22 protein-coding genes are annotated in these 24,771 nt (G+C 66.5%); 10 read left to right on the top strand and 12 right to left on the bottom strand.

The genetic code is table 11. The annotated features are described in order from the left end of the window. Nucleotides 1-62 precede the first annotated feature (62 nt). Nucleotides 63-1,226, top strand: coding sequence for a pyridoxal phosphate-dependent aminotransferase (locus tag ACP15K_RS04755; RefSeq protein WP_424989948.1), 1,164 nt, complete (start codon nucleotides 63-65; stop codon nucleotides 1,224-1,226). 92 nt (nucleotides 1,227-1,318) lie between these two features. Here the strand turns inward: ACP15K_RS04755 and ACP15K_RS04750 are convergent, their stop codons facing one another. The 11 genes from ACP15K_RS04750 to choX form a co-directional block, all read right to left on the bottom strand. Next, nucleotides 1,319-2,056, bottom strand: coding sequence for an SDR family oxidoreductase (locus ACP15K_RS04750; protein WP_424989947.1), 738 nt, complete (start codon nucleotides 2,054-2,056; stop codon nucleotides 1,319-1,321). A gap of 25 nt (nucleotides 2,057-2,081) precedes the next feature. Continuing rightward, nucleotides 2,082-3,863, bottom strand: coding sequence for an IlvD/Edd family dehydratase (locus tag ACP15K_RS04745; RefSeq protein WP_424989946.1), 1,782 nt, complete (start codon nucleotides 3,861-3,863; stop codon nucleotides 2,082-2,084). 104 nt (nucleotides 3,864-3,967) lie between these two features. Next, entirely contained in the window at nucleotides 3,968-5,350 is a 1,383-nt protein-coding gene (locus ACP15K_RS04740; protein ID WP_424989945.1) for an META domain-containing protein, read from the bottom strand. After that, the gene (gene modC, locus ACP15K_RS04735; RefSeq protein WP_424989944.1) at nucleotides 5,347-6,531 is read right to left on the bottom strand and encodes a molybdenum ABC transporter ATP-binding protein; all 1,185 of its coding nucleotides are present in this window, start codon (nucleotides 6,529-6,531) and stop codon (nucleotides 5,347-5,349) included. The genes ACP15K_RS04740 and modC overlap by 4 nt, the downstream gene beginning before the upstream one ends. After that, nucleotides 6,528-7,226 carry a molybdate ABC transporter permease subunit gene (gene modB / locus ACP15K_RS04730; protein ID WP_424989943.1) on the bottom strand — a complete coding sequence of 233 codons (699 nt, stop codon included), beginning with the start codon at nucleotides 7,224-7,226 and terminating at the stop codon, nucleotides 6,528-6,530. The genes modC and modB overlap by 4 nt, the downstream gene beginning before the upstream one ends. Then, entirely contained in the window at nucleotides 7,223-7,987 is a 765-nt protein-coding gene (gene modA, locus ACP15K_RS04725) for a molybdate ABC transporter substrate-binding protein (protein ID WP_193141476.1), read from the bottom strand. Before modA ends, modB begins: the two co-directional genes overlap by 4 nt. 112 nt (nucleotides 7,988-8,099) lie before the next feature. Next, entirely contained in the window at nucleotides 8,100-9,257 is a 1,158-nt protein-coding gene (locus ACP15K_RS04720) for an acetate/propionate family kinase (protein ID WP_193141477.1), read from the bottom strand. After that, entirely contained in the window at nucleotides 9,254-10,633 is a 1,380-nt protein-coding gene (locus ACP15K_RS04715) for a bifunctional enoyl-CoA hydratase/phosphate acetyltransferase (protein WP_424989942.1), read from the bottom strand. The genes ACP15K_RS04720 and ACP15K_RS04715 overlap by 4 nt, the downstream gene beginning before the upstream one ends. A 394-nt stretch (nucleotides 10,634-11,027) precedes the next feature. Continuing rightward, nucleotides 11,028-12,041, bottom strand: coding sequence for a choline ABC transporter ATP-binding protein (gene choV, locus ACP15K_RS04710; RefSeq protein ID WP_424989941.1), 1,014 nt, complete (start codon nucleotides 12,039-12,041; stop codon nucleotides 11,028-11,030). Then, a complete protein-coding gene (gene choW, locus ACP15K_RS04705; RefSeq protein WP_193141480.1) occupies nucleotides 12,038-12,871 on the bottom strand; it encodes a choline ABC transporter permease subunit in 834 nt (277 codons plus the stop codon). The genes choV and choW overlap by 4 nt, the downstream gene beginning before the upstream one ends. A 50-nt stretch (nucleotides 12,872-12,921) precedes the next feature. Continuing rightward, complete coding sequence (choX, locus tag ACP15K_RS04700) at nucleotides 12,922-13,848, bottom strand: choline ABC transporter substrate-binding protein (RefSeq protein WP_193141481.1); 927 nt, start codon at nucleotides 13,846-13,848, stop codon at nucleotides 12,922-12,924. A gap of 78 nt (nucleotides 13,849-13,926) precedes the next feature. On the opposite strand from choX, the gene betI reads away from it, so the two are divergent. From betI to betA, 4 genes are read left to right on the top strand one after another with little or no spacing between them, the layout of a single operon-like run. Next, nucleotides 13,927-14,514 carry a choline-binding transcriptional repressor BetI gene (gene betI, locus ACP15K_RS04695; RefSeq protein ID WP_193141482.1) on the top strand — a complete coding sequence of 196 codons (588 nt, stop codon included), beginning with the start codon at nucleotides 13,927-13,929 and terminating at the stop codon, nucleotides 14,512-14,514. Continuing rightward, the gene (gene betC / locus ACP15K_RS04690) at nucleotides 14,511-16,019 is read left to right on the top strand and encodes a choline-sulfatase (protein WP_424989940.1); all 1,509 of its coding nucleotides are present in this window, start codon (nucleotides 14,511-14,513) and stop codon (nucleotides 16,017-16,019) included. The genes betI and betC overlap by 4 nt, the downstream gene beginning before the upstream one ends. A gap of 4 nt (nucleotides 16,020-16,023) precedes the next feature. Next, the gene (gene betB, locus ACP15K_RS04685) at nucleotides 16,024-17,481 is read left to right on the top strand and encodes a betaine-aldehyde dehydrogenase (RefSeq protein WP_193141484.1); all 1,458 of its coding nucleotides are present in this window, start codon (nucleotides 16,024-16,026) and stop codon (nucleotides 17,479-17,481) included. Nucleotides 17,482-17,491: 10 nt separating this feature from the next. Then, nucleotides 17,492-19,150, top strand: coding sequence for a choline dehydrogenase (betA, locus tag ACP15K_RS04680; RefSeq protein WP_424989939.1), 1,659 nt, complete (start codon nucleotides 17,492-17,494; stop codon nucleotides 19,148-19,150). Between the two features lie 150 nt (nucleotides 19,151-19,300). On the opposite strand, the gene ACP15K_RS04675 is transcribed toward betA, so the two are convergent. Further along, the gene (locus tag ACP15K_RS04675; RefSeq protein WP_193141486.1) at nucleotides 19,301-19,516 is read right to left on the bottom strand and encodes a DUF1127 domain-containing protein; all 216 of its coding nucleotides are present in this window, start codon (nucleotides 19,514-19,516) and stop codon (nucleotides 19,301-19,303) included. 192 nt (nucleotides 19,517-19,708) lie between these two features. On the opposite strand from ACP15K_RS04675, the gene rbsK reads away from it, so the two are divergent. From rbsK to ACP15K_RS04650, 5 genes are all read left to right on the top strand, one after another. Continuing rightward, nucleotides 19,709-20,632: a ribokinase gene (rbsK, locus tag ACP15K_RS04670; RefSeq protein ID WP_424989938.1), complete on the top strand. Its 924-nt coding sequence runs from the start codon at nucleotides 19,709-19,711 to the stop codon at nucleotides 20,630-20,632. A gap of 147 nt (nucleotides 20,633-20,779) precedes the next feature. Continuing rightward, a complete protein-coding gene (locus tag ACP15K_RS04665) occupies nucleotides 20,780-21,943 on the top strand; it encodes an acyl-CoA dehydrogenase family protein (RefSeq protein WP_193141488.1) in 1,164 nt (387 codons plus the stop codon). Then, the gene (locus ACP15K_RS04660; protein WP_424989937.1) at nucleotides 21,940-22,743 is read left to right on the top strand and encodes an EcsC family protein; all 804 of its coding nucleotides are present in this window, start codon (nucleotides 21,940-21,942) and stop codon (nucleotides 22,741-22,743) included. The genes ACP15K_RS04665 and ACP15K_RS04660 overlap by 4 nt, the downstream gene beginning before the upstream one ends. Next, nucleotides 22,740-24,344, top strand: a complete 1,605-nt coding sequence (locus tag ACP15K_RS04655) for a carboxyl transferase domain-containing protein (protein ID WP_193141490.1) — start codon at nucleotides 22,740-22,742, stop codon at nucleotides 24,342-24,344. Before ACP15K_RS04660 ends, ACP15K_RS04655 begins: the two co-directional genes overlap by 4 nt. A gap of 3 nt (nucleotides 24,345-24,347) precedes the next feature. Continuing rightward, the gene (locus ACP15K_RS04650) at nucleotides 24,348-24,770 is read left to right on the top strand and encodes an ASCH domain-containing protein (RefSeq protein ID WP_193141491.1); all 423 of its coding nucleotides are present in this window, start codon (nucleotides 24,348-24,350) and stop codon (nucleotides 24,768-24,770) included. The last annotated feature ends 1 nt before the right edge of the window (nucleotide 24,771 follow it).

Raw genomic sequence — 24,771 nt, 5'->3', positions numbered from 1 at the left:
TTCCTTTGATCCAGAAGGGGGCATTGGTGGCGCAAACGCAAGGCAGGAAACAGGGGAGCATGATGATCAAACTGGCACAAAGTGCGGCGCGGCTGGGCACCGAGTCGGCCTTCGAGGTTCTGGCGCGGGCCAACAAGCTGGCCGCCGAGGGGCGCGACATCATCAACCTCGGCATCGGCCAGCCGGATTTCCGCACGCCCGAGCATATCGTCGAGGCCGGCATCAAGGCGCTGCGCGACGGTCATCATGGCTATACGCCGGCCAACGGCCTGCCGGTGCTGCGCGAGGCGGTGGCCGCCGATCTGCACCGTCGACATGGGGCCGAGGTCGACCCCGATTGCGTGGTGGTGGTGCCCGGCGGCAAACCCACCATGTTCTTCGCGGTGATGCTGCTGGGCGAGCCCGGTGTCGAGATCATGTATCCCAACCCGGGCTTTCCGATCTATGAAAGCGTCATCCGCTATTCCGGCGCGACGCCGGTGCCGATCGCGCTGGAGGAGTCGCAGGGTTTCGCGTTTTCCGCTGAAGATGTGCTGGCGCAGATCACCCCGGCAACGCGGCTGATCATCATCAACTCGCCCGCCAACCCCACCGGCGGGGTGACGCCCAAGGCCGAGATCGACAAGCTGGTCGCCGGGCTGGCGGACTGGCCGGACGTGGTGCTGATGTCGGACGAGATCTATTCCCAGATGCTGTACGGCGGCCGGTCGCATGTGAGCCTGCTGAGCTATCCCGAGATCCGCGACCGGCTGATCCTGCTGGACGGCTGGTCCAAGACCTATGCGATGACCGGCTGGCGGCTGGGCTTCGCGGTCTGGCCGAAGGCGATGGTCGACGCGGTGACACGGCTGTGCATCAACGACCATTCCTGCGTCAATGCCGCGGCGCAATACGCGGGGCTTGCGGCGCTGACCGGACCGCAGGATGCGGTGCGCGACATGGTGGCGAAATTCGACGAGCGGCGGCAGGGGATCGTGGCCGGGCTGAACGCGCTGCCCGGCGTGCGCTGCGCCGATGCGGGCGGCGCGTTCTATGCATTTCCCAACATCGAAGGCACCGGCCTGACGGCGCGCGAGGCGCAGGACCGGTTCCTGACCGAAGCCGGGGTGGCGACGGTGTCGGGCACCAGCTTCGGCAAGTTCGGAGAGGGGTTCGTGCGGTTTTCCTATGCCGCGAGCCTGGAGCAGATCACCGAGGCGCTGGCGCGGATCGGCAAGATCCTGTAGCTGCCCTGCGGGCGGGATTTCTTGCCTCCGGCGGGAGTATTTTTGCCAAGAAGAAGGGCGCGTCGACGCACGAACGCAGCCGGGCGCCGGGGTCAGCCGCGGCCGATATAGGGCATCGCGGTGGCCATGACGGTCATGAACTGAATGTTGGCGTCCAGCGGCAGGCTGGCCATGTGCAGCACCGAGCGGGCGACGTTGTCCACATCCATCAGCGGTTCGGCCATGGTGCGCCCGTCAGCCTGTTTCAGGGCCCCGGCCTTGGGGGCGATCATCTCGGTGCGGGCGTTGCCGATGTCGATCTGGCCGCAGGCGATGTTGTAGGGGCGGCCATCGAGCGAGATCGACCGGGTCAGCCCGGTGATGGCGTGTTTCGAGCAGGTATAGGGCGCCGAGCCCCAGCGCGGCACATGCGCCGAGATCGAGCCGTTGTTGATGATCCGGCCCCCTTGCGGGGTCTGGTCCTTCATCAGGCGGAAGGCCGCATGGGCACAGATGAAGCTGCCGGTGAGGTTGATGTCGATCAGGCGGCGGAAGTCGGCGACCGAGAGATCTTCGAAGCTGGTGCCGATGATCGAGACCCCGGCATTGTTGAACAGCGCGTCGAGATGGCCCCAGTGCTGATGGGCGCGGGCGAAATTAGCCGCAACGGCCTCTTCGTCGGAGACATCGCAGGGCAGGACAAGGGCTGTGTCATGGCCTGCGGCCACGCCTTCCAGGGCTGCGGCGGTGCGGCCCACGAGGCCCACCTTCCAGCCTGCGTTCAGAAAGGCGGTGGCGCAGGCCTTGCCGATGCCCCGGCCCGCGCCGGTGATGAGGATGGATCCGGTCATCTGTGTCTCCGAAGTCTTGGCTGGTCTAGTGATTGTCGCGTGGAAGGTCGCGGGCGACCTTGTGATAGGCGGTGGCCAGTTCCAGGCAGCCGCCCTCGGCCAGTTGGCCCACATGGGTACGGTAGATTTCTTGCCACGGGGTCTGGTGATGCAGTTGGGGCGGCGTCCAGGCGGCGCGGCGGGCGGCCCAGTCCTCCTCGGACACCAGCGCGTTCAAGCTGGAGGTGTTGAGGTCCAGCCGCACCCGGTCGCCGGTTTGCAGCAGCGCAAGGCCGCCGCCGACCACGCTTTCGGGGCTGGCGTTCAGGATCGAAGGGCTTTCAGAGGTGCCCGATTGCCGGCCGTCGCCCACGGTCGGCAGGTGGTTGACGCCGGCTCGCACCAGCGCGTCGGGGGGCAGCATGTTGACCACCTCGGCCGAGCCGGGATAGCCGACGCAGCCGACGCCACGGATGAACAGGATGGTGCGGTCGTCAATCTCCAGCGCCGGGTCGTTGATCCGTTCGTGGTAATCCTCGGGGCCTTCGAAGACCACGGCGCGGGCCTCGAAGATGTTTTCCTGCCCCGGTTCGGACAGGAAGCGCGCGCGGAAGTCCTTTGAAATCACGCTGGTCTTCATCAGGGCGCTGTCGAACAGGTTGCCCGACAAGACAAGGAAGCCCGCGTTTCCGCGCAGCGGAGTGTCGTAGGGGCGGATCACCTCGGTGTCGGTGCTGCGCGCATTGCCCAGGGCCGCGGCCATGGTGGTGCCGGTGGCCGAGTGCGCGTCTGCGTGCAGACGGCCTGCCGCCAGCAGTTCGCCCATCACCGCCGGCACCCCGCCGGCGCGGTAAAACCGTTCGCCCAGATAGGCGCCGGCGGGCTGCATGTTGACCAGCAGCGGAATGTCGAAGCCGACGGTTTCCCAGTCCTTCACGGTCAGCTCCACCCCGGCATGGCGCGCGATGGCCTGAAGATGCGGCGGCGCGTTGGTGGAACCGCCGATGGCGGCATTGACCAGAATGGCGTTTTCAAAGCTTTCACGGGTCAGGATGTCGGAGGGTTTGAGATCCTCCAGCACCATTTCCACCGCGCGCCGTCCGGTTTCATAGGCCATGGCCATGCGTTCGCGGAAGGGGGCCGGGATGGCGGCATTGCCGGGCAGGGTCATGCCAAGGGCTTCGGCCATGGCGTTCATGGTGCTGGCGGTGCCCATGGTGTTGCAATGGCCCAGCGAGGGGGCCGAGGCGCAGACCCGGCTCATGAATTCCTCGTAGTCGATGGCGCCTTCGGCCAGCAGGCGGCGGCTTTCCCAGACGATGGTGCCGGACCCGGCCAGCTTGCCGTCCCACCAGCCGTCCAGCATCGGCCCGCCGTTCAGCGCGATGGCGGGCAGATCCGCCGTGGCCGCGCCCATCAGCATCGCCGGTGTGGTCTTGTCACAGCCTGTGGTCAGCACCACCCCGTCGATGGGATAGCCGTGCAGCACCTCGACCAGCGACAGATAGGCCAGGTTGCGATCCAGCGCGGCGGTGGGCCGCTTGCCGGTTTCCTGGATCGGGTGCACCGGAAATTCCATCGGGATGCCGCCCGCGTCGCGGATGCCCGCCTTGATGCGATCCATCAGGAAGACGTGGATCTTGTTGCAGGGGGCCAGGTCGCTGCCGGTCTGGGCAATGCCCACCACCGGGCGGTCGCCTTGCAATTCGCCGCGTGTGTATTCCTGGTTCAGATAGCGCTCGATATAAAGCGCGGTCATGCCGGGATTGTTGGGATTGTCAAACCACTCTTGCGAACGGAAACGGCGTTTGGCGCGGGTGTCGCTCATGGGTCTTCCTCGGTCTGCGGGCACCCCTCAGGGGTGCCGGAAAATGCCGCGATGTGCCACCGCAATCTTGCGACGGGGCGGCACGCTGGGTCGGGGCCGCCGGCTCAGGGTAGGTAGACGGCTTCGAGCACCGCCAGCGCTTCGCCGTCTTCGTCCAGCAGCATCAGGCTTTGACCCGCGATTTCCCAATGGCGGGTGGCGGTCAGAACCTGGGCGAACGCCTGTTCCCAGCCGTCCAGCGGCGGGGGACAGGCCATCAGGGTCGACAGGCCCCGTTCGAAACGCAGGCCGTTCTCGCCGTCACGGGCATAGCTGCCGCCCATTCCGTTGCAGCCCACCGTTGCCTGATAGGCGCTGTCCGCGCCGCCGCGCAGCAACAGATGCGGCTCGCGCCCGCCCGGCTGTGCCGCGACGGCTTCGCCGTTCAGCCGCGCGATCCGCCAATAGGTGTTCTCAAGCGCCGCCGGAGCCCGGTGCCGGTCGCAGCTGCCCTCGGGCCAGACGCTGACGAAACGGTCCACGATCAGGCTGCGCCGGTCGGGGCCTTCCATCGCCGGGCGCAGTTCCAGCCGTCCCATGACCGTGGCCATCAGTGGCGCGCCGGGGGCCGGGCGGGCTTCGGCATAGGCGCGTTCCAGCGCCGGGTAGTCGCCGGACATCTCGACCGGATAGGTCTTGCCGGTCAGGCAGACCTCGAATTGCGCGGCATCGGCCAAAGTGGTGACCAGCCCCTGCAGGGGCAGTTGCAAATCGGTTTTCGTCAGGCTGCCGGTGCTTTCCAACTCATAGGGCAGGTCGCTGTCGATCACCTTGCCCTGCATGGCCAGCGCGCGCAGGCGATCCGGTCCCTGGATCTCCCATTGCAGCGGCATTTCGGCAGCGCCGTGCAACACCAGTGCACCACGCGCCGCATCCACATACCATTGCCCGACCTCGTCGCGGGTCAACAGGGGCGCCTTGCCCTGCCACACCCGGCGCATGTGATAGGTCTGGTCGGGCCACAGATCCAGATGATGGGCGATGCCGTCGCAATCGGCGCAGGGCAGGATGCCGGTGAAGGTCGCGGGCAGGCGCAGCCCATGTGCCCCGATGACCGGCTGATCAGCGCCGGCCACGGCCACCAGTTGCAGGACCGGGGCGTCGGTGCCGTCGTCCAGTACCGGCACCACCGTGTCGGTGACATACAGAAGCTGCCCCGCCGCCCCTGTCACCCGGCCGCGTACAGCGTAGCGGTGACGCGGATCCAGACCGGCGGCGTCATAGTCGATGGCAAAGGGCCAGCCATAGGATTGCGGCGGCGTAAAAGCGCTGCGGCCCAGTTCGACCGCCGGCGCATCGGCCAGCGAGATGTCTTCCAGCACCGCCTCGAAACTGGCCCCGCCCGGCGCCTTCACGCCCGAGGGCATCTGCGCCCGGCCTTCCAGCGTCTCGGCGCCCGCCGCGCCTGCCAAGGCCGCCATCACCATTCCCGACAGAAGGCTCTTCATCGCGTTTGCTCCCCGTTGTCGCCCGCTGTGCCGGGCGCATCTTGATCCTGGCCCGCCGTACCGGGCGCGTCTTGATCCTTGCCCGGATTGGCCGGGTCCACAACACCCACGTCCAGCCGCGCCACCGAGACCGACTTGACCACCGCGTGACAGGGCGCCCCCGGCGCCAGCCCCAGCGCCTCGGCCGACCGCCGCGTGACCCGAGCAAGCAGGCGGTCTTTGCCAATCTGCAACTGCACCATGACCCCAGGCCCGGTGCCGCCGCGCATCTCGATGACCTCGCCGGGCAGGATGTTCAACGCCGACAACCCCTCGGGCCGCCCACGGGAAAGGATCACGTCCTGTGCCTCGATCCGCACGCGCACCTGCGCCCCCACGGCGGCCTGAAACCGTGGTAGGAACAGCGATCCGGCCGAGACGCGTACCTCGCTCAACCCGTCTGCATGATGCGCCGCCACCTGCCCGGTCAGGACCGAGCCGGCCTCGCGCACGCCGATGGTGCGCACCGCCGAGAGATCCGAAAGCACCTCGGCGGCCGGACCGACGCGCTCCACCCGGCCCGCGTCCATGGCCACCACGGTGGTCGCCAGTCGCGCCACTTCCGAGGCCGAATGGCTGACAAAGACGATGGGGATGCGGGTGTCGTCGCGCAGCCGTTCCAGATGCGGCAGGATCTCGGCCTTGCGGGCCTCGTCCAGCGCGGCCAGAGGTTCGTCCAGCAACAACAGGCGCGGGTCCGACAGCAACGCCCGGCCGATGGCCACGCGCTGACGCTCGCCCCCCGACAGGGCACCGGGACGGCGGGCCAGCAGCGCCTCCAGCCCCAGCAGCCCGACCACATGATCGAGCCCCGAGCGCCGCCCGCGTCGCGAAAACCGCTGGCCGTAGATCAGGTTGTCCCGCACGTTCAGATGCGGAAACAGCCGCGCATCCTGAAACACATAGCCGACGCGGCGACGATGCGGCGGCAGCCACAGGCCGGTGTCGGTGTCGCAAAGAACCTCGCCACCCACCGAAATGCGCCCCCGGTCGGGCCGCAGCAACCCGGCCATCGCATTGACCACGCTGGTTTTCCCCGAGCCCGAGCGCCCGAAAAGGGCGGTGACCCCGTCAGGCGCCTCGAAGCGCACGTCCAGCGCAAAGCCCGGCAGGGTGTGGGTCAGGGAGACGGCAACACTCATCGCCCACCCACCCGTGCCGCGATGCGCGCCGCCACCAGCTCCGACACCAGCAGGGCCGCCATGGCCACCGTTACCGACAGGGCCACCAGCCAGAAGACCGCCGGTTGCGCGCCGGGCACCTGCAGGAAGGCATAGATGGCCGAAGGTACGGTGCGGGTCTCGCCGGGGATCGACGAGACGAAGGTGATGGTGGCGCCAAACTCGCCCATGGCCTTGGCAAAGCCCAGAACCGCACCGGCCAGGATGCCCGGTGCGGCCATCGGCAGGGTCACGGTGGCAAAGACCCACAGCGGCGGCGCGCCCAGGGTGCCAGCGGCCTCTTCCAGCTTCGGATCGACCGCCTCGATCGCCAGGCGGATGGCGCGCACCATCAGCGGAAAGGCCATGATCGCAGCGGCCAGGGCCGCACCGGTCCACCGAAAGGCCACCTCGACGCCCAGCACCGCCAGCCCCCGGCCAAGAGGCCCCTGCGGCCCGAAGGTCAGCAGCAGCAGATAACCGGTGACCACCGGCGGCAGGATCAGCGGCAGATGCACCAGCCCGTTGACCAGCCCCTTGCCCGGAAACCGCCAGCGCGCCAGCGCATAGGCGGTAAAGATCCCAAACGGCAGGCTGGCGGCCACCGCCCAGAACGACACCTTCAGCGACAGCGTGATGGCCTGCCAGACCTCGGGGGAAAACCCGGCTCCGCTCATGGCATCACCGTGAAGCCATGGCGCGCGAACACCGCGCTGGCCTCTGGTCCCGACAGATAGGTCAGAAAGGCCGCTGCCGCCGCCGAGGCGTCGGGCATCAGGGCCGCGGGATAAAGGATCGGGGGATGGCTGCGCGGATCGAACTCGGCGCGCACCGCAACCCGCGGTTCGGCCTGCGCATCGGTGCCATAGACAATCCCCATCTGCGCCGCCCCAAGCGCCACCAGCGCCAATGCGGCGCGCACGTTGTCGGCTTCCACCACCTGCGACTGAAGTTCTGCCCACAGGCCCAGGTTCTCCAGCGCCGCGCGCCCATAGATACCGGCCGGCACGGCGTCGACCAGCGCCATCGCCAGCCGCCCTTCGCCCAGGTCCCGGGTCAGGCCGGACAGGTCCAGCGGTGCCGCCCCGGTGGGCCCGACCAGCACCAGACGGTTGCCCAGCAACGCGCGGCGGCTGACCGGATCAATCGCCCCTTCGGCCTCCAGCCAGTCCATCCAGGCGGTGTTGGCCGAAAGGAACACCTCGGCAGGGGCGCCTTGGGCGATCTGGCGGGCCAGTCCCGAACTGCCCGCATAGGCCGCCCTAAGGTCATGCCCGGTCGTGGCCTCCCACCCGGTTGCCACCTCATCCAGCGCGGTCTTCAGGCTGGCGGCGGCAAAGACCGTCACCTCTTCCGCGCGCGCAGCGCCGCAGGCCAGGAAAACCAGCACCCCGACCAGATGACACCACCGCACGCTTCGCGCCAAACATCCCAACATGACCGCAGACTGGCCGAGGCCGCCCTGCACCGCAACCGCCGCCAGGCCGGTTCCAGGTCTTTTTCTTGTCACAAATACTCCCGCCGGAGGCAAGAAAACCGCGGCCCGTCCGTCAACCATCAATCCGCGCATTCACCGCCCGCGCAATGACCAGTTCCTCGTCGGTCGGGATGACACGCACGGTCACCGGCCCGGTCGAGATCACGGGCGCCGACTGCGCATTGGCCGCCGCATCCAGCGTGATCCCCAGCCAGTCCATCCCGGCACAGGCCTGGGCCCGCACCAGCGCCGAGTTTTCACCGATGCCGGCCGTAAACACCAGCGTATCCAGCCCGCCCAGAACCGCAGCCAGGGCTCCCAGCTCGCGCCTGATGCGCGAGACGAAATAGGCGATGGCGGCGCGCGACGCCTCGGTATCGGCGGCTTCCAGTTCGCGCATGTCGTTGGAAACACCCGACAGCCCCTTCAGCCCGCTTTGCTTGTACAACAGGTCGGTCACCGCTTCCGGCGTCATGCCGCGCTGTTGCAACAGGTAGAGCACCACACCGGGATCAAGCTGACCGCAGCGCGTGCCCATGGCCAGCCCTTCCAGCGCCGAGAACCCCATGGTCGAATCCACGGATTTCCCGTCGCGCAGGGCGCACATCGAGGCGCCATTGCCCAGATGCGCCACAACGGTTCGGCCCCGTGCCGCGACGGGATCCAGACGGGCCAGTTCGCCGGCGACATAGGTGTAGCTGATCCCGTGAAACCCGTAGCGGCGCACGCCTTCGTCATAGAAACGGCGGGGCAGGGCGAAGGTCTCGTTGACCCAGGGCTGCCCGCGATGCAGGGCGGTGTCGAAACACCCCAGTTGCACCGCGCCGGGAAACGCCAGCCGGGCGCCACGCACGGCCGTCAGATTGTACGGCTGGTGCAGCGGCGCAAAGGGCGCGAACCCTTCCAGATACGCCATCGTGTCGTCGTCCAGCAGGGCCGGGGCGTCGAACCGCGGACCGCCATGCACGATGCGATGGCCCACGCCGGCCACCTCGGCCCCGGACAGGACCGGGCGCAGGGCCTCCAGAATGGCCCGAAGCACCCCCTGATGATCGTCCTGGCCGATCGGGGTCGTCGTCCGGGTGCCCTGCCAAGCCAGCGTCAGCGAGGCCGCGTCCGAGCCGAGCCGATCCACTTTTCCCTCGGCCAACTCGACAGGGGGATCGCCCACCGCATACACCGCGAACTTGATCGAGGAGGAACCTGAATTCAGCGTCAGGATACGGCTCACAGGGCAGTCCTTTTTGCATAGAGCGCGGCGATGGCGCAGGAGGCCAGCCGCGCCTTGTCGTCATCCGAGCGCGAGGTCAGGATGATCGGGCAGCGGGCGCCCACAACGATGCCGCCAGCCTCGGCGTGGGCTACGAACGTCAATTCCTTGGCCAGCATGTTGCCGCTTTCCATGTTCGGCGCGATCAGGATCTCGGCGCGGCCCGCGACCATCGACTTGATGCCCTTGGTGCGCGCCGCCCCCATGTCGATGGCGTTGTCCATGGCCAACGGCCCGTCGACCATGCCGCCGCGGATCTGGCCGCGATCAGCCATTTTCGACAGCACCGCCGCATCCAGTGTCGAGGGGATCTTGGTGGTCACCGTTTCCACTGCCGACAGCACGCCCACCTTGGGGGTCTCGATCCCCAGGGCGCGGGCAAGGTCGATGGCGTTCTGGACGATGTCGACCTTGGTTTCCAGATCCGGCGCGATGTTGATCGCCGCATCGGTGACGAACATCAGGTGTTCCAGGCCGGGCACGTCCATTACGAAGATATGGCTCAGCCGGCGTCCGATGCGCAGCCCGCCCTCACGCTTCATCACCTGCCGCAGCAGGTCGTCGGTGTGCAGGTGACCTTTCATCAACGCCTGCACCTTGCCCTCCAGAACCAGTTTCACGCCCAGGGCGGCGGCATCGCGGTGGGTGTCCACATGGATCACCTCAAGCCCCGAGATGTCGGCACCAAGCTCCTGCGCGGCGGCAGCGATCTTGACGCTGTCGCCAATCAGGATCGGTTGAATGATGGTGTGCTCATGGGCCAGAAGCGCCCCGCCCAGCGAGTTGGCTTCTTCTGGCGCAACCACGGCGGTTGGCATCGGGTCCAGCGGCTCGGCCTCGGCCAGCAGCTTGTCGAAATGCTTGTGCCGCCGCACGCTGAGACCGGGCATGTCGGCGGAGTCGAAGCTGATGTCGCCTGTCGGGGCAATCACCTCGGCCTGGCCATCCAGAATGCGGGTGCCGTCGGCCAGTTCGACCCAGGTGTCGAAGGTGACCCGGTTGCCATCGCCCTTGCCGGTCAGCCGCACCTTGGCGATCAGTTCGTCACCGGCGACGGCGCGGCCCAGGAAGCGATGGGTCTGGCTGAGATAGACAGTACCCGGCCCCGGCAACTGGTTGCCCAGCACCGCCGAGATCAGCGACCCGACCCAGGCGCCCGGCGCCACCGCCTCGGGCAGGCCATCGCCATCTCCGTCTTCCGAGGCCAGGTGCAACGGATTGAAATTGCCCGAGGCATGGGCAAAGACATAGAGATCATCGGCCACGCACAGTCGGCGGGTTTCGGCTTCCATGCCAACGGAAAGCTGGGCAAACGGCGTGTTGCGCAGGATCTTCATCAGGTGTCCTTTCCGGGGCAGGCGCCCCGTGGAGCTTTGGGACGGAGCGAGCGTTGGCCACGCGATATGGCAAGGACCAGCGGGCGCATCCGACGACGCGACGGCTGGCGTCGGCCAGGTGCGCATGTACCGGCCGGCGCCGCGAAGACGGCTGCGTGTGTGATGCTGCAAGCGCCGGACAGATCTGTGCCGCGCCCCGCGACCGGCGCGGTCTTGCCTGAGAGGGAGACCATCGGTGCCTCGTGAAATGATTGCGCCTTGCCATAGCGCGTCATGCCCATAGAAATAAGATGGCACGCAGCGGCACCTTGATCGAAATCAGTCCTTGGGGCGCAATGTCGTCAAAGTGTCATCGACCTTGCCGCAGGGCGCTGAAAATTGCGGCAATCCGGGCCTAGCCCTTCAGGCGTTCGACCACGGTTTTGGCGGTGACGGTGCCGATGATCTGGCCGTTTTCCTCGACCAGCATCTGACCGTCGTCGGACAGTTGCTCCATCACGTCGGCGACGGTGGTTTCAGGATCGATGCGCGGCGCATCCGAAGCGGCCGCCGGGCCCATCACATCGCGGGCGGTCAGCACGCCCAGCGGATTCATATGGGCCACGAAGTCGGCCACATAGTCCGACGCCGGGTCCGAGAAGATGTCGCGCGGGGTGCCGCATTGCACGATCCGCCCGCCTTCCATGATGGCGATGCGATCGCCCAGCTTGAAGGCTTCGTCCAGATCGTGACTGACGAAGATGATGGTGCGCCGGAGCCGCCCCTGAAGCTCGATCAACTCGTCCTGAAGGCGGCTGCGGATCAGCGGATCCAGCGCCGAAAACGGCTCGTCCATCAACAGGATCGGCGCGTCGGTGGCAAAGGCGCGGGCCAGCCCGACGCGCTGCTGCATCCCGCCCGACAGCTCGCCCACCTTGTGTTCGGCCCAGTCCGACAGCCCGACAAGTTCAAGCTGTTCGTCGATCTTGCGGCGGCGTTCGGCGAGGCTCATGCCCGCCAGTTCCAGACCCAGACCGGCGTTTTCGCGGACGCTGCGCCAGGGCAGCAGGCCGAATTGCTGGAACACCATGGCGACGCGATGCTGGCGGATGTGGCGCAGGCTGCGGGCATCGGCATGGGTGACCGAGACCATGCGGTCGCCGTCATTGACGCGCACCTCGCCGCGTACCACCGGGTTCAGCCCGTTGACCGCGCGCAGAAGCGTGGATTTGCCCGAGCCCGACAGGCCCATCAGCACAAGGATCTCGCCCTCGGCCACCGACAGGCTGGCGTTGTGGACGCCCAGAACCTGGCCGGTCTGCTCTTGAATCTCGGGGCGGGACTGGCCCGCATCCATCAGCGGCAGGGCGGTGTCGGGGCGATCCCCGAAAACGATGTTCACATCGTCGAACTCGACAGCAGCGCTCATTGATCCGGCACCCTCAGCATCCGATCCAGCAGGATGGCCACCACCACGATGATGAAGCCGCTTTCAAAGCCCAGCCCGGTGTTGACCTGGTTCAGGGCCCGTACCACCGGCACGCCCAGCCCGTCGGCGCCGACCAGTGCCGCGATCACCACCATCGACAGCGACAGCATGATGGTCTGGTTCAGCCCGGTCATGATCTGCGGCAGCGCATAGGGCAATTCGACCTTCCAAAGCGTCTGCGAGGGGGTGGCGCCGAAGGCCTGCGCGGCCTCAAGCAGCGGTTTCGGGGTCGAGGCCACGCCCAGCTGCGTCAGCCGGATCGGTGCCGGCAACACGAAGATCACCGTGGCGATCAGGCCGGGCACCATGCCGATGCCGAAAAACACGATCGCCGGGATCAGGTAGACGAAGGTGGGCAGGGTTTGCATCAGGTCCAGCACCGGCCGCATCGCCTGATACAGGTGCGGGCGGTGTGCGGCGGCGATGCCGATGGGCACGCCGACCCCCATGCAGACCACGCAGGCCGACAGCACCAGCGTCAGGCTTTCGGTGGTTTCTTCCCAGTAGCCCTGGTTCAGGATGAACAGGAAGCCCAGCACCACGAAGGCCGAGATCTTCAGGCTGCGCTGCAACCCATAGGCCGCCAGCGCGAACACCGCGACGACGATCAGCGGATGCGGCGTTTGCAGCACCCAGAGGATCGCCTCGATCAGCCATTCCATGGCCTCGGCCAGCCCGTCGAAAGCCCAGGCACCATTCACCTGCAACCAGTCAAAGAAGGCTTCCGCCCAGTCTCCGACCGGGATCTTGTTGTCAGTCAGCCAGGTCATGGCGCCCCTTTCGGTTCAACCCTCCGGGCGAACCCGGAGGGTCAGGATCGTCAGTCCGCCAGTTCCGCCGCGACCGCGGCCTGCGCGTCGCCGCCATCCTTGGTCGTCACGCCATCGAGCCAGCCCATCACCACGTCGGTATTGGCTTTCATCCAGGCTTCGGCCGCATCATCGGGATTTTCGCCATCGTTCAGGATGGCGCCCATGATCTCGTTTTCCATGGCCAGCGTGAACTTCAGGTTCTTCAACAGCGCGCCGACATTCGGGCATTCGTCCACGTAACCGGCGCGGGTGTTGGTATAGACCGTCGCGCCACCAAAATCGGGGCCGAACCAGTCGTCGCCGCCTTCCAGATAGGTCAGCTCGAAGTTGGCGTTCATCGGATGCGGTTCCCAGCCCAGGAAGACCACCGGATCGCCCTTGCGGGTGGCGCGGGCCACCTGCGCCAGCATCCCCTGTTCCGAGCTTTCCTTGACCTCGAAATCCTTCAGGCCAAAGGCGTCGGCCGCGAACATGTCCATGATCAGGCGGTTGCCGTCATTGCCCGGCTCGATGCCATAGATGGTGTCATCCAGCGCGTCGGCATGGTCGGCGATAGAGGCGAAAGAGGTGATGCCAAGCGCCGCGCCGGCGGCATTGGTTGCCAGCGTGTATTTCGCGCCTTCAAGGTTCTCGCGCACGGTGTCGACGGTGCCTGCTTCGCGGTAGGGCGCGATGTCGGCTTCCATCGTCGGCATCCAGTTGCCCAGGAACACGTCGATGTCGCCCTTGGCCATCGAGGTATAGGTCACCGGCACCGACAGGACCTTCACGTCGGTCTCATACCCAAGCGCATCCAGGATCACCGTGGTGGCCGCGGTGGTGGCGGTGATGTCGGTCCAGCCGACATCGGCAAATTTGACTTCGCCGCAATCGGCGGCGGCGGTGGTGGCGGTGAGGGTCAGCGCCAACGCCGTGCTGGCCAGGAATTTGGTCATGAGGACTCCCCGTGTTTTATTGATTGACGAGTCAATTAAGAACCGAAAGAATGAATTTTGCAACAGGTAAGGTCGAAAATGCCAAAACTGGGAATGGAGCCGATCCGCCGCCAGACGCTGGTGGCCGCCACCATCGCCGAGATCGGTGCGGCCGGGTCGCTTGAGGTGACGATGAGCCAGATCGCCCGGCGGGCGGGGGTGTCCAGTGCCCTGGCGCATCACTATTTCGGCAGCAAGGACAAGCTGTTCCTGGCGGCCATGCGCACCGTTCTGACCGATTTCGGCACCGAGGCGCGGGAGGCGTTGGCCGGGCAGACCGATCCGCAGGCGCGGCTTCGGGCCATCGTTCAAACCTGTTTCGCCCCGGCCAGTTTCCGGCCTGGCGTGGTCGCGGCCTGGCTGAACTTCTATGTGCACGCGCTGAATTCCGACGCCACCCTGCGGCTGTTGCGGCTTTATCGGCGGCGGTTGCACAGCAATCTTGTGCACGATCTGCGCCCCCTTGTCGGTGCCCAGGCCGAGGAGATCGCCGAGACCACCGGCGCCCTGATCGACGGCCTTTATATCCGTCAGGCCCTGAAGTCCGACGGACCGCTGGCCGACGCGGCGGTACGCCATGTCATGGCCTATCTTGATCTGGCCATCGCTGCCGGTTCCCGCGCATGACCCGTCCCAACATCCTGATCCTGATGGTGGACCAGTTGAACGGCACGCTGTTTCCCGACGGGCCCGCCGATTGGCTGCACGCGCCGAACCTCAAGGCGCTGGCGGCGCGCTCGACCCGCTATGCCAACGCCTATACGGCTTCGCCCCTGTGCGCGCCGGGACGGGCCAGCTTCATGTCGGGTCTGCTGCCGTCGCGGACGCGGGTCTATGACAATGCCGCCGAGTTCACCTCGGACATTCCGACCTATGCCCATCACCTGCGCCGGGCCGGGTACCAGACCTGCCTGTCGGGCAAGATGCATTTCGTCGGCCCCGACCAGTTGCACGGGTTCGAGCAACGCCTGACCACCGACATCTACCCTGCTGATTTCGGCTGGACGCCGGACTACCGCAAGCCTGGCGAGCGGATCGACTGGTGGTATCACAACATGGGGTCGGTGACCGGAGCGGGGGTGGCCGAGACCTCCAACCAGATGGAATACGACGACGAGGTCGCCTTCCACGCCACCGCCAAGATCCGCGATCTGGCGCGCGGCCATGATCCGCGCCCGTGGTGCCTGACGGTCAGTTTCACCCATCCGCATGATCCTTACGTGGCGCGCAAGGACTACTGGGACCTGTACGAAGGCTGCGCCCATCTGGCGCCGCAGATCCCGGCCATGCCCTATGCCGATCAGGACGCTCATTCCAAGCGCATCTTCGACGCCAACGACTGGCGCAGTTTCGACATCACGGAAACGGATATCGCCCGGTCGCGCCGCGCCTATTTCGCCAACATCTCGTATCTGGATCACAAGATTGGCGAGATCCTGCGGGCGCTGGAGGCCACCCGGCAAGAGGCGGTGATCGTCTTCGTGTCCGACCACGGCGACATGCTGGGCGAGCGCGGGCTGTGGTTCAAGATGTGCTTCTATGAAGGCTCGGCGCGGGTGCCGCTGATGATCGCGGCACCGGGCATGGCGGTCGGTCGGGTGGACGATCCGGTCTCGACGCTGGATGTGACGCCGACCTTGTGCGAGTTGGCGGGCGTGGACCTGCAGGAGGTCTCCCCCTGGGTCGAAGGGGTGTCTTTGGCGCAAGTCGGGCCGGGGGATGTGCGCGGCAAGCCGGTGGCGATGGAATACGCCGCCGAAGCCTCGAACGCGCCGCTGATCGCATTGCGTTCGGGGCGCTGGAAATACACCAACTGCGTGCTGGACCCCGAACAGTTGTTCGATCTGGACACCGACCCGCACGAGCTGACCAACCTTGCCGATGACCCGGCCCATGCCGGAACCCTGGCCCATTTCCGCGACCTGGCCGCCGACCGCTGGGATCTGGCGCAATTCGATGTGCAGGTGCGCGAAAGCCAGGCCCGCCGCTGGATCGTCTATGAGGCGCTGCGCAACGGCCGCTATTTCCCGTGGGACTTCCAGCCCCTGCAAGAAGCCTCTGAACGGTTCATGCGCAACCACATGGACCTGAACAAAGTCGAAGAAAACCAGCGCTTCCCGCGCGGAGAGTGACCCGATGCCCCAGACCGCCCAACCCCGTGCCAGCCACTATATCAACGGCGCCTTTGTCGAGGACACCGCCGGCGATCCGATCGCGGTGATCTATCCCGCCGATGGCAGCCCCATCGCGACCCTGCACGCGGCAACACCCGCCGTGGTGGAGCAAGCACTTGCGGCAGCGCAGGCGGCCCTGCCGGCGTGGCGCGCCATGACCGGCACCGAGCGTGGCCGCATCCTGCGCCACGCCGCCGACCTGATCCGCGACCGCAACCGCGACCTGTCGGTGCTGGAAACGCTGGACACGGGCAAGCCGCTTCAGGAGACGTTGGTGGCCGATGCCGCCAGCGGCGCCGACGCGCTGGAATACTTCGGCGGGCTGGCCGGCAGCCTGACCGGCGAGCATATCCAGCTTGGCAGCGATTTCGCCTATACGATCCGCGAGCCGATGGGGATCTGCGTCGGCATCGGCGCCTGGAACTATCCCACCCAGATCGCCTGCTGGAAGGCCGCCCCGGCACTGGCCTGCGGCAATGTGATGATCTTCAAGCCATCGGAAACCACGCCTTTGGGGGCGCTGAAACTGGCCGAAATCCTGACCGAGGCAGGCCTGCCCGACGGCGTGTTCAACGTGGTGCAGGGCATGGGCGCGGTGGGGGCCGCACTGGTGGGGGATACGCGGGTCGACAAGGTGTCGCTCACAGGCTCGGTCCCCACGGGTCGAAAGGTCTATGCGGCTGCTGCGGCGGGGATCAAGCATGTGACGATGGAACTGGGGGGGAAATCTCCGCTGGTGATCTTCGACGATGCGGATCTGGAAAACGCCGTCAGCGCCACGATCAATGCGAATTTCTATTCCTCGGGCCAGATCTGTTCAAACGGCACCCGCGTGTTCGTGCACAAGGGGGTGAAAGAGGCGTTTCTGGACCGACTCGCCGCCCGAGTCGGCACGGCGGTGATCGGCGATCCGCTGGATGAGGCCACCAATTTCGGCCCCATGGCGACCGAGGCGCAGGGGCAGATCGTGCTGGACTATATCGCCAGGGGCGTGTCCGAAGGCGCGCGGCTGGTGCTGGGCGGAACGCGGCTGGACCGTCCCGGCTGTTACATTGCGCCGACGATCTTTGCCGATGTGACCGACGCGATGGCCATCGCCCGCGAGGAGATTTTCGGCCCGGTGCTGTCGGTGCTGGATTTCGAGGAGGAGGCCGAGGTTCTGGCCCGCGCCAATGCCACCGCCTTTGGGCTGGCGGCAGGGGTTTTCACCCGCGATCTGGCCCGCGCGCATCGCGTTGCGGCAGGGTTCGAGGCCGGCACCTGCTGGATCAATACCTACAACCTGACGCCGGTGGAGATGCCCTTCGGCGGCGTCAAGGCCAGCGGTGTCGGGCGCGAGAACGCCAAGGCCGCGATCGAGCACTATTCGCAGCTCAAGACCGTCTATGTCGGCATGGGCGATGTCGAAGCCCCGTACTGAGGAGCCTGCCATGCAAGCGGATTACGTGATCGTCGGGGCCGGATCGGCAGGCTGTGCCATGGCCTACCGGCTGTCCGAGGCCGGGGCCTCGGTTCTGGTCATCGAACATGGCGGCACCGATGCCGGGCCGCTGATCCAGATGCCCGCCGCGCTGAGCTATCCGATGAACATGTCGCGCTATGACTGGGGGTTCAAGACCGAGCCTGAACCGCACCTGGGCGGGCGGCGGCTGGTCACCCCGCGCGGCAAGGTCATCGGCGGATCGTCGTCGATCAACGGGATGGTCTATGTGCGCGGCCATGCCGGGGACTATGACCATTGGGCCGACAGCGGGGCCGAGGGCTGGGCCTATGCCGATGTGCTGCCCTATTTCAAACGCATGGAAGACTGGCACGACCGCGGTCAGGGCGGCGACGCGGGCTGGCGCGGGCAGGGCGGGCCGCTGCATGTCACGCGTGGACCCCGCGACAACCCTTTGCATACGGCCTTTGTCGAGGCCGGGCGGCAGGCGGGCTATCAGGTCACCGACGATTACAACGGGCGCCAGCAAGAAGGTTTCGGCCCGATGGAGCAGACGGTCTGGAAGGGCCAGCGTTGGTCGGCGGCCAATGCCTATCTGAAACCGGCGCTGAAACGGCCCATTTGCGATCTGGTGCGCGGTCTGGCGCGCCGGGTGGTGGTCGAGGCCGGGCGCGCCGTAGGGGTCGAGATCGACCGGGGAGGAAAGATTGAGGTCATCGGCGCACAGCGCGAGGTGATCCTTGCGGCCTCGTCGATCAATTCGCCGAAACTGTTGATGCTGTCGGGCATCGGCCCGGCGGCGCATCTGGCCGCGCATGGGATCGCGGTGGTGGCGGATCGGCCCGGCGTTGGCCAGAACCTGCAGGATCACCTTGAGATCTACCTGCAAATGGCGGCAAGCCAGCCTGTTACCCTGTTCAAGCATTGGAACCTGTGGGGCAAGGCGATGATCGGCGCGCAATGGCTGTTCACCCGAACCGGACTTGGCGCGTCGAACCAGTTTGAAAGCGCGGCCTTCATCCGATCCAGGGCCGGGGTGCGTTATCCCGACATCCAGTACCATTTCCTGCCCATCGCCGTGCGCTATGACGGGCAGGCGGCGGCGGAAGGACATGGATTTCAGGCCCATGTGGGGCCGATGCGCTCGGCCTCGCGCGGCGAGATCACCTTGGGGTCATCGGATCCGGCGGCCGCGCCGCGAATCCTGTTCAACTACATGAGCACGCCCGAGGATTGGCAGGATTTCCGCACCTGCATCCGCCTGACCCGCGAGATCTTTGCGCAAGAGGCGTTCAAGCCCTTCGTGAAGCACGAAATTCAACCGGGTGCGGCGTTGCAGAGCGATGACGAGTTGGACGGGTTCCTGCGCGAGCATGTGGAAAGCGCCTATCATCCCTGCGGCACCTGTCGCATGGGGCGCGCCGACGATCCAAAGGCGGTCGTCGATCCGGCGTGCCGGGTGATCGGGGTGGACAGGTTGCGGGTGGCCGACAGTTCGATCTTCCCGCGGATTCCCAACGGGAACCTGAACGGGCCGTCGATCATGACGGGTGAGAAAGCGGCGGATCACATTCTGGGAAAAGGCATGTTGGCGGCGTCCAATGCCAGGCCGTGGATTCATCCAGAGTGGCAGACGGCGCAGCGCTAGGGCCGATGGTTCGGACGCGCTTTCCGGGTATGTGATTGATAGAACGGTAGAAAGCCGTGACCTGCTGGACGCAGCCCCATTGGGCATGGTCCGCAGGGCCTGTGGCGCGCCGGCCCCCAAATGGTCAGGGGCCTGCGCGAAGAGGGGGTCTTACTTCATGCCTGCGGCTTCACGAGCCACGGCAGGGATGTCCGAGCGCGAAAGGCCCAGGTCGTTCAGATCGCGGTCGCTGAGAACCGACAGTTCGTTGATCGTCACGCGATAGGTTGCCCGGCGGGTGCGATGGGCCCGGAACGCGTCGAGGGCGCGTTCGATGCGGTTGACGATGGAGTTCTCATACGTGCGGATGTCTGCGGTAAAAGCCATGGGTGTGACCTTTCATAATTGTTTGTCGGGGCAGCACTGTCTGCCTCTGCATACGAATATAGGCGAATGCTGCACCTGCACAATGAATGCTAGCGCAAACCCGGAATGCCGCAGGCGCATAGGCCGTTGCAGTTGCGGGCGGGCGTTGTTTGCGCAAGGCTGGCCCGGAATGATCGGATCAGGGAGGTCGGCATGACGGCGCGCGTTGTGGTTCTGGGAATATTCGTGGCGGATACGACCTATCGGGCAGAACGGATGCCCCGGCTGGGGGAAACGATCCTGGGCAACAGCTTCGTGCTGGGCCCCGGCGGCAAGGGGTCCAACCAGGCGGTGGCGGCGGCACGGGCCGGGGGCGACGTGCGGATGCTGACCAAGCTGGGGCAGGATGACTTTGCCGAAATGGCGCTGGGGGTCTGGACCGGGGCAGGCGTCACACCGGTCATCAGTCAAAGCGCCGAATCTTATACCGGGGCCGCGTTCATCTATGTCGAGGAATCCTCGGGCAACAATGCGATCATCGTGGCGCCGGGGGCGGCGGCGACGATCTCGGCCGGCGACGTGGATGGCTGGGGCAATGAAATCGCGCAGGCCTCGGTTCTGTTGACGCAGTTGGAGCAGCCGCTTGATGCCGCCTATCGGGCGCTGGAACTGGCGCGCGAGGCCGGGGCGGTGACGATCCTGAACCCGGCGCCCGCGGCCTCCCTGCCTGACGACATGCTGGCGTTGTGCGACTACCTGACCCCCAACGAATCCGAGGCCGAAGGGCTGACCGGCATCGCAGTGCACAGCGTCGAGGATGCGCGCAAGGCAGCCGAGGCGTTGTTGGAAAAGGGCGTCGGCCGGGTCGTGGTCACGCTGGGCGAAAACGGCGTACTGCTGCACGGGCGGGATCGCAGCCTGCACATCCCCGCCGTCACCGCCGGTCCCGTGGTGGAAACCACCGGCGCAGGCGATGCCTTTAACGGCGGCTTTGCCACGGCCCTTGCTGGCGGCGCCGGGGCAGAAGAGGCCGCGCGGTTCGGCGTCGCCACCGCCGGTGTCTCGGTCACCCGTCCCGGGGCCGCGCGGTCGATGCCGGACCGGGCCGAGATCGAGGCCCTGCTGGCCGGACGCTAGGCGCAATTTCCTTTCCCCAACCAGCGGAGCGGCGCGCGGTGATGCGATGCCGCGCGTGCGTTTGGGACTTGATCCCAAGAATTAAACAAGCGTACAATTAAATCAGAGGAAGCGTCCGGCGAACGGCCGCCAAGGGGAGGGAGCGGCATGTTCACCGCAAGCATGAGTTTCGATCTGGGCGAGGATATCGCCGCGCTGCGCGACATGGTCCACCGTTGGGCACAAGAGCGCGTCAAGCCGTTGGCCGCGGCCACCGACCGCGACAACACCTTTCCGAACGAGCTTTGGACCGAGATGGGCGAATTGGGCCTGCTGGGCATCACCGTGCCCGAGGCCGATGGCGGGTCCGGCATGGGCTATCTGGCGCATCTGATCGTGGTCGAGGAACTGGCGCGGGTGTCGGCGTCGATCTCGCTCAGCTACGGGGCGCATTCGAACCTGTGCGTGAACCAGATCAAGCTGAACGCCACCCCCGATCAGAAGGCAAAATACCTGCCGGGGCTGATTTCCGGGGAGACCGTGGGCGCGCTGGCCATGTCCGAGGCCGGGGCCGGGTCCGACGTGGTGGGCATGAAGCTGCGCGCCGAGAAGAAGAACGGCTACTACACGCTGAACGGCTCCAAGTACTGGATCACCAACGGGCCGGACGCCGACACGCTGGTGGTCTATGCCAAGACCGATCCCGAAGCGGGCTCGAAAGGCATCACCGCGTTCATCATCGAGAAGTCGATGACCGGCTTTTCGACCTCGCCGCATTTCGACAAGCTGGGGATGCGCGGCTCCAACACCGCCGAGCTGATTTTCGACAACGTCGAGGTGCCCTTCGAGAACGTGCTGGGCACCGAGGGCAAGGGCGTGCGCGTGCTGATGTCGGGGCTGGACTTCGAACGGGTCGTGCTGTCGGGCGTGAACATCGGCATCATGGCCGGCTGCATGGACGAGGTCATGCCCTACATGCGCGACCGCAAGCAGTTCGGTCAGCCGGTGGGCGACTTCCAGTTGATGCAGGGCAAGATCGCCGACATGTATGTCGCGCTGAACACCTCGCGCGCCTATGCCTATGAGGTCGCCAAGGCCTGTGACCGGGGCGAGGTCACCCGGCAGGATGCGGCGGGCTGTGTGCTCTATGCGTCCGAAGAAGGCATGAAGGTGGCGCATCAGGCGGTGCAGGCCATGGGCGGCGCCGGTTTCCTGAACGACAGCGTCGTCAGCCGTATGTTCCGCGATGCCAAGCTGATGGAGATCGGGGCCGGCACCAGCGAGATCCGCCGGATGCTGATCGGGCGCGAATTGATGGGGGCCATGGGGTGAGCAAACCGGTGGCCCACGGCACAACCCAGACCCTGACCGATGCCATCACCCGTGTTCTGAACGAACAGCGCGCCTATGAGGATGCGCGGGCGACCCGGATGGGGCAGGGGGCCGAACAGCTCACTGCGCCCCTGGGTAGCCTGATCGGCAAGGCGATCCCGGCCTCGGCGGTGCGCCGCGCGCTGGATCTGGCGGATCGGGCGGCGGGGGCCACGGTGCCGAACTTCCTGTTCGACCATGACAGCGCCGATCTGGCCGCCTGCGAGGCGACAGCCTTGAAGGTGCAGGCCTGGGCGCAGGGGATGAACGCCGCCTCGGGCGGGGTCGCGGGCTTCTTCGGCATGGCGGGCATGACCGCCGATATTCCGGCCACGCTGACGCTGGCCGCGCGCAATGTCCGGGCGACCGGCATTTCCTATGGGCTGGACGGCAGTAACGAAGACGAACGTCTGTTCCGGCTGATGGTGCTGGAAGTGGCCACCGTGCAGGCCGGTGACAAGCGGCGCGAGACGCTGGACAACCTCAACACGCTGGCCCGGCATCTGGCCTCGCCCGAGGGGCGGCTGGTGCTGGAAAAGACCGGCGGCTGGGTCACCGACAAGGTGGCCGAACGTGTGGCCCGCGCCCTTGGGGTATCGCTGGCCGGGCGCAAGGCGGGACAGGTCGTGCCGGTACTGGGCGGCGCGGTGGCGGCCACCGTCAATGCCAGTTTTCAGGCCGATGTGGCGCGCGCCGCGCGATATGCCTACCGCCAGCGCTGGCTGATGGCGCGGCAGCTTTTGTCGGGAGAGGCCTCATGAAACTGACCAGTCAGATCCGCACCGGGTCGGAAACGTTCGCGGCCAACCGGACGGCACATCAGGCGGCGATGGATCGCATCGCCGAGGCCGCACAGGTCGCCATGGCCGGCGGCGGCGAGAAGGCCCGCGAACGCCATCTGTCGCGCGGCAAGATCCTGCCGCGTGAACGGGTGTCGCGGCTGCTGGATCCGGGCTCCCCCTTCCTTGAGGTCGGGTTGTTCGCGGCGCATGGGCTTTATGACGGGGCCTCGCCTTGCGGCGGGGCGGTGGCGGGCATTGGCCGGGTCGAGGGCCGCGAGGTCATGGTCATCTGCAACGATGCCACCGTGAAGGGCGGCACCTATTACCCGATGACGGTGAAAAAGCACCTGCGCGCGCAGGAGATCGCCGAGCAGAACAACCTGCCGTGCGTCTATCTGGTGGACAGCGGCGGCGCCAATCTGCCCAACCAGGACGAGGTGTTTCCCGATCGCGACCATTTCGGGCGCATCTTCTTCAACCAGGCCAACATGTCGGCCAAGGGCATCCCGCAGATTGCCGTGGTCATGGGATCGTGCACCGCCGGGGGGGCCTATGTGCCTGCCATGTCCGACGTGACGATCATCGTGAAGGATCAAGGCACGATCTTTCTGGCCGGTCCGCCACTGGTCAAGGCCGCCACCGGAGAGGTGGTGAGTGCCGAGGATCTGGGCGGCGGCGACGTGCACACCCGGCTGTCGGGCGTGGCCGACTATCTGGCCCGTGACGATGCCCATGCGCTGGCGCTGGCCCGGCGTGCCGTGGCCAACCTGAACCGGACCAAGACACAGACGCTGGACCTGCGCACGCCCGAGGATCCGGCCTATGATCCGGCCGAGATGCTGGGCGTCGTGCCTGCCGATCTGAAGACCCCCTATGACATCCGCGAGGTCATCGCGCGGCTGGTGGATGGCTCGCGCTTTGACGAGTTCAAGGCGCGCTACGGCACCACGCTGGTCTGCGGCTTTGCCCATGTGATGGGAATGCCGGTGGGGATCGTCGCCAACAACGGCGTGCTGTTTTCCGAAAGCGCCGTGAAGGGCGCGCATTTCGTGGAACTGTGCTCGCAGCGCGGCATCCCGTTGGTGTTCCTGCAGAACATCACCGGCTTCATGGTGGGCCGCGCCTATGAAAGCGGCGGCATCGCGCGCGACGGAGCCAAGCTGGTGACGGCGGTGGCGACGACGCAAGTGCCCAAGATCACCATGTTGGTGGGCGGATCGTTCGGCGCGGGCAACTACGGCATGTGCGGGCGCGCCTATTCTCCGCGCTTTCTGTGGACCTGGCCCAATTCGCGCATCTCGGTCATGGGCGGCGAGCAGGCCGCCGGGGTGTTGGCGACGGTGCGCCGCGAGGCCATCGAGCGCAAGGGCGAGAGCTGGAGCGCCGAGGAAGAAGCCGCCTTCAAGCGTCCCACCATCGAGATGTTCGAGGAACAGAGCCACCCGCTCTATGCCTCGGCGCGGCTGTGGGATGACGGCATCATCGATCCGCGCAAGAGCCGCGATGTGCTGGCGCTCAGCCTGTCGGCGGCGCTGAACGCGCCGATCCCGGACGCGCGCTTTGCGCTCTACAGGATGTAGCCGATGACATTGGACGACGTGAAACAGCGCTATCCGGGGGCCGAGACCTTCAAGTTCGGGGACGGACCCGCCCTGTCGGCGCAGCTTCTGGACCTGGTGCGCAGGGGGCGCAAGACGGCGACCTGCGGCGCCCTGCGCGACTTCGGCCCGGGCGGCGAGGCGATGCCCGAGGCCGGGCGGCGCGACATCGCGCTGAACTGGGACGGCACCCCGGCGCTGGTGATCGAAACCGTCTCGGTCAAGATCATGCGCTTTTGCGATGTGCCCGAGGCCTTCGCCCTGGCCGAAGGGGAAAACGACACGCGCGAGGGCTGGGCCGCCGATCACCGGGCCTATTTCGCGCGCCATGGCGGCTATGCCGCCGACATGATGCTTGTGTGCGAGCGGTTCAGGCTGGTCGAAGATCTGCAATCCGGGGAGAGTTGAG

It is taken from the genome of Fluviibacterium sp. S390 (assembly GCF_049800695.1).
Lineage (GTDB): Bacteria > Pseudomonadota > Alphaproteobacteria > Rhodobacterales > Rhodobacteraceae > Meridianimarinicoccus.
This window is presented reverse-complemented; position numbering and strand designations above follow the sequence as displayed.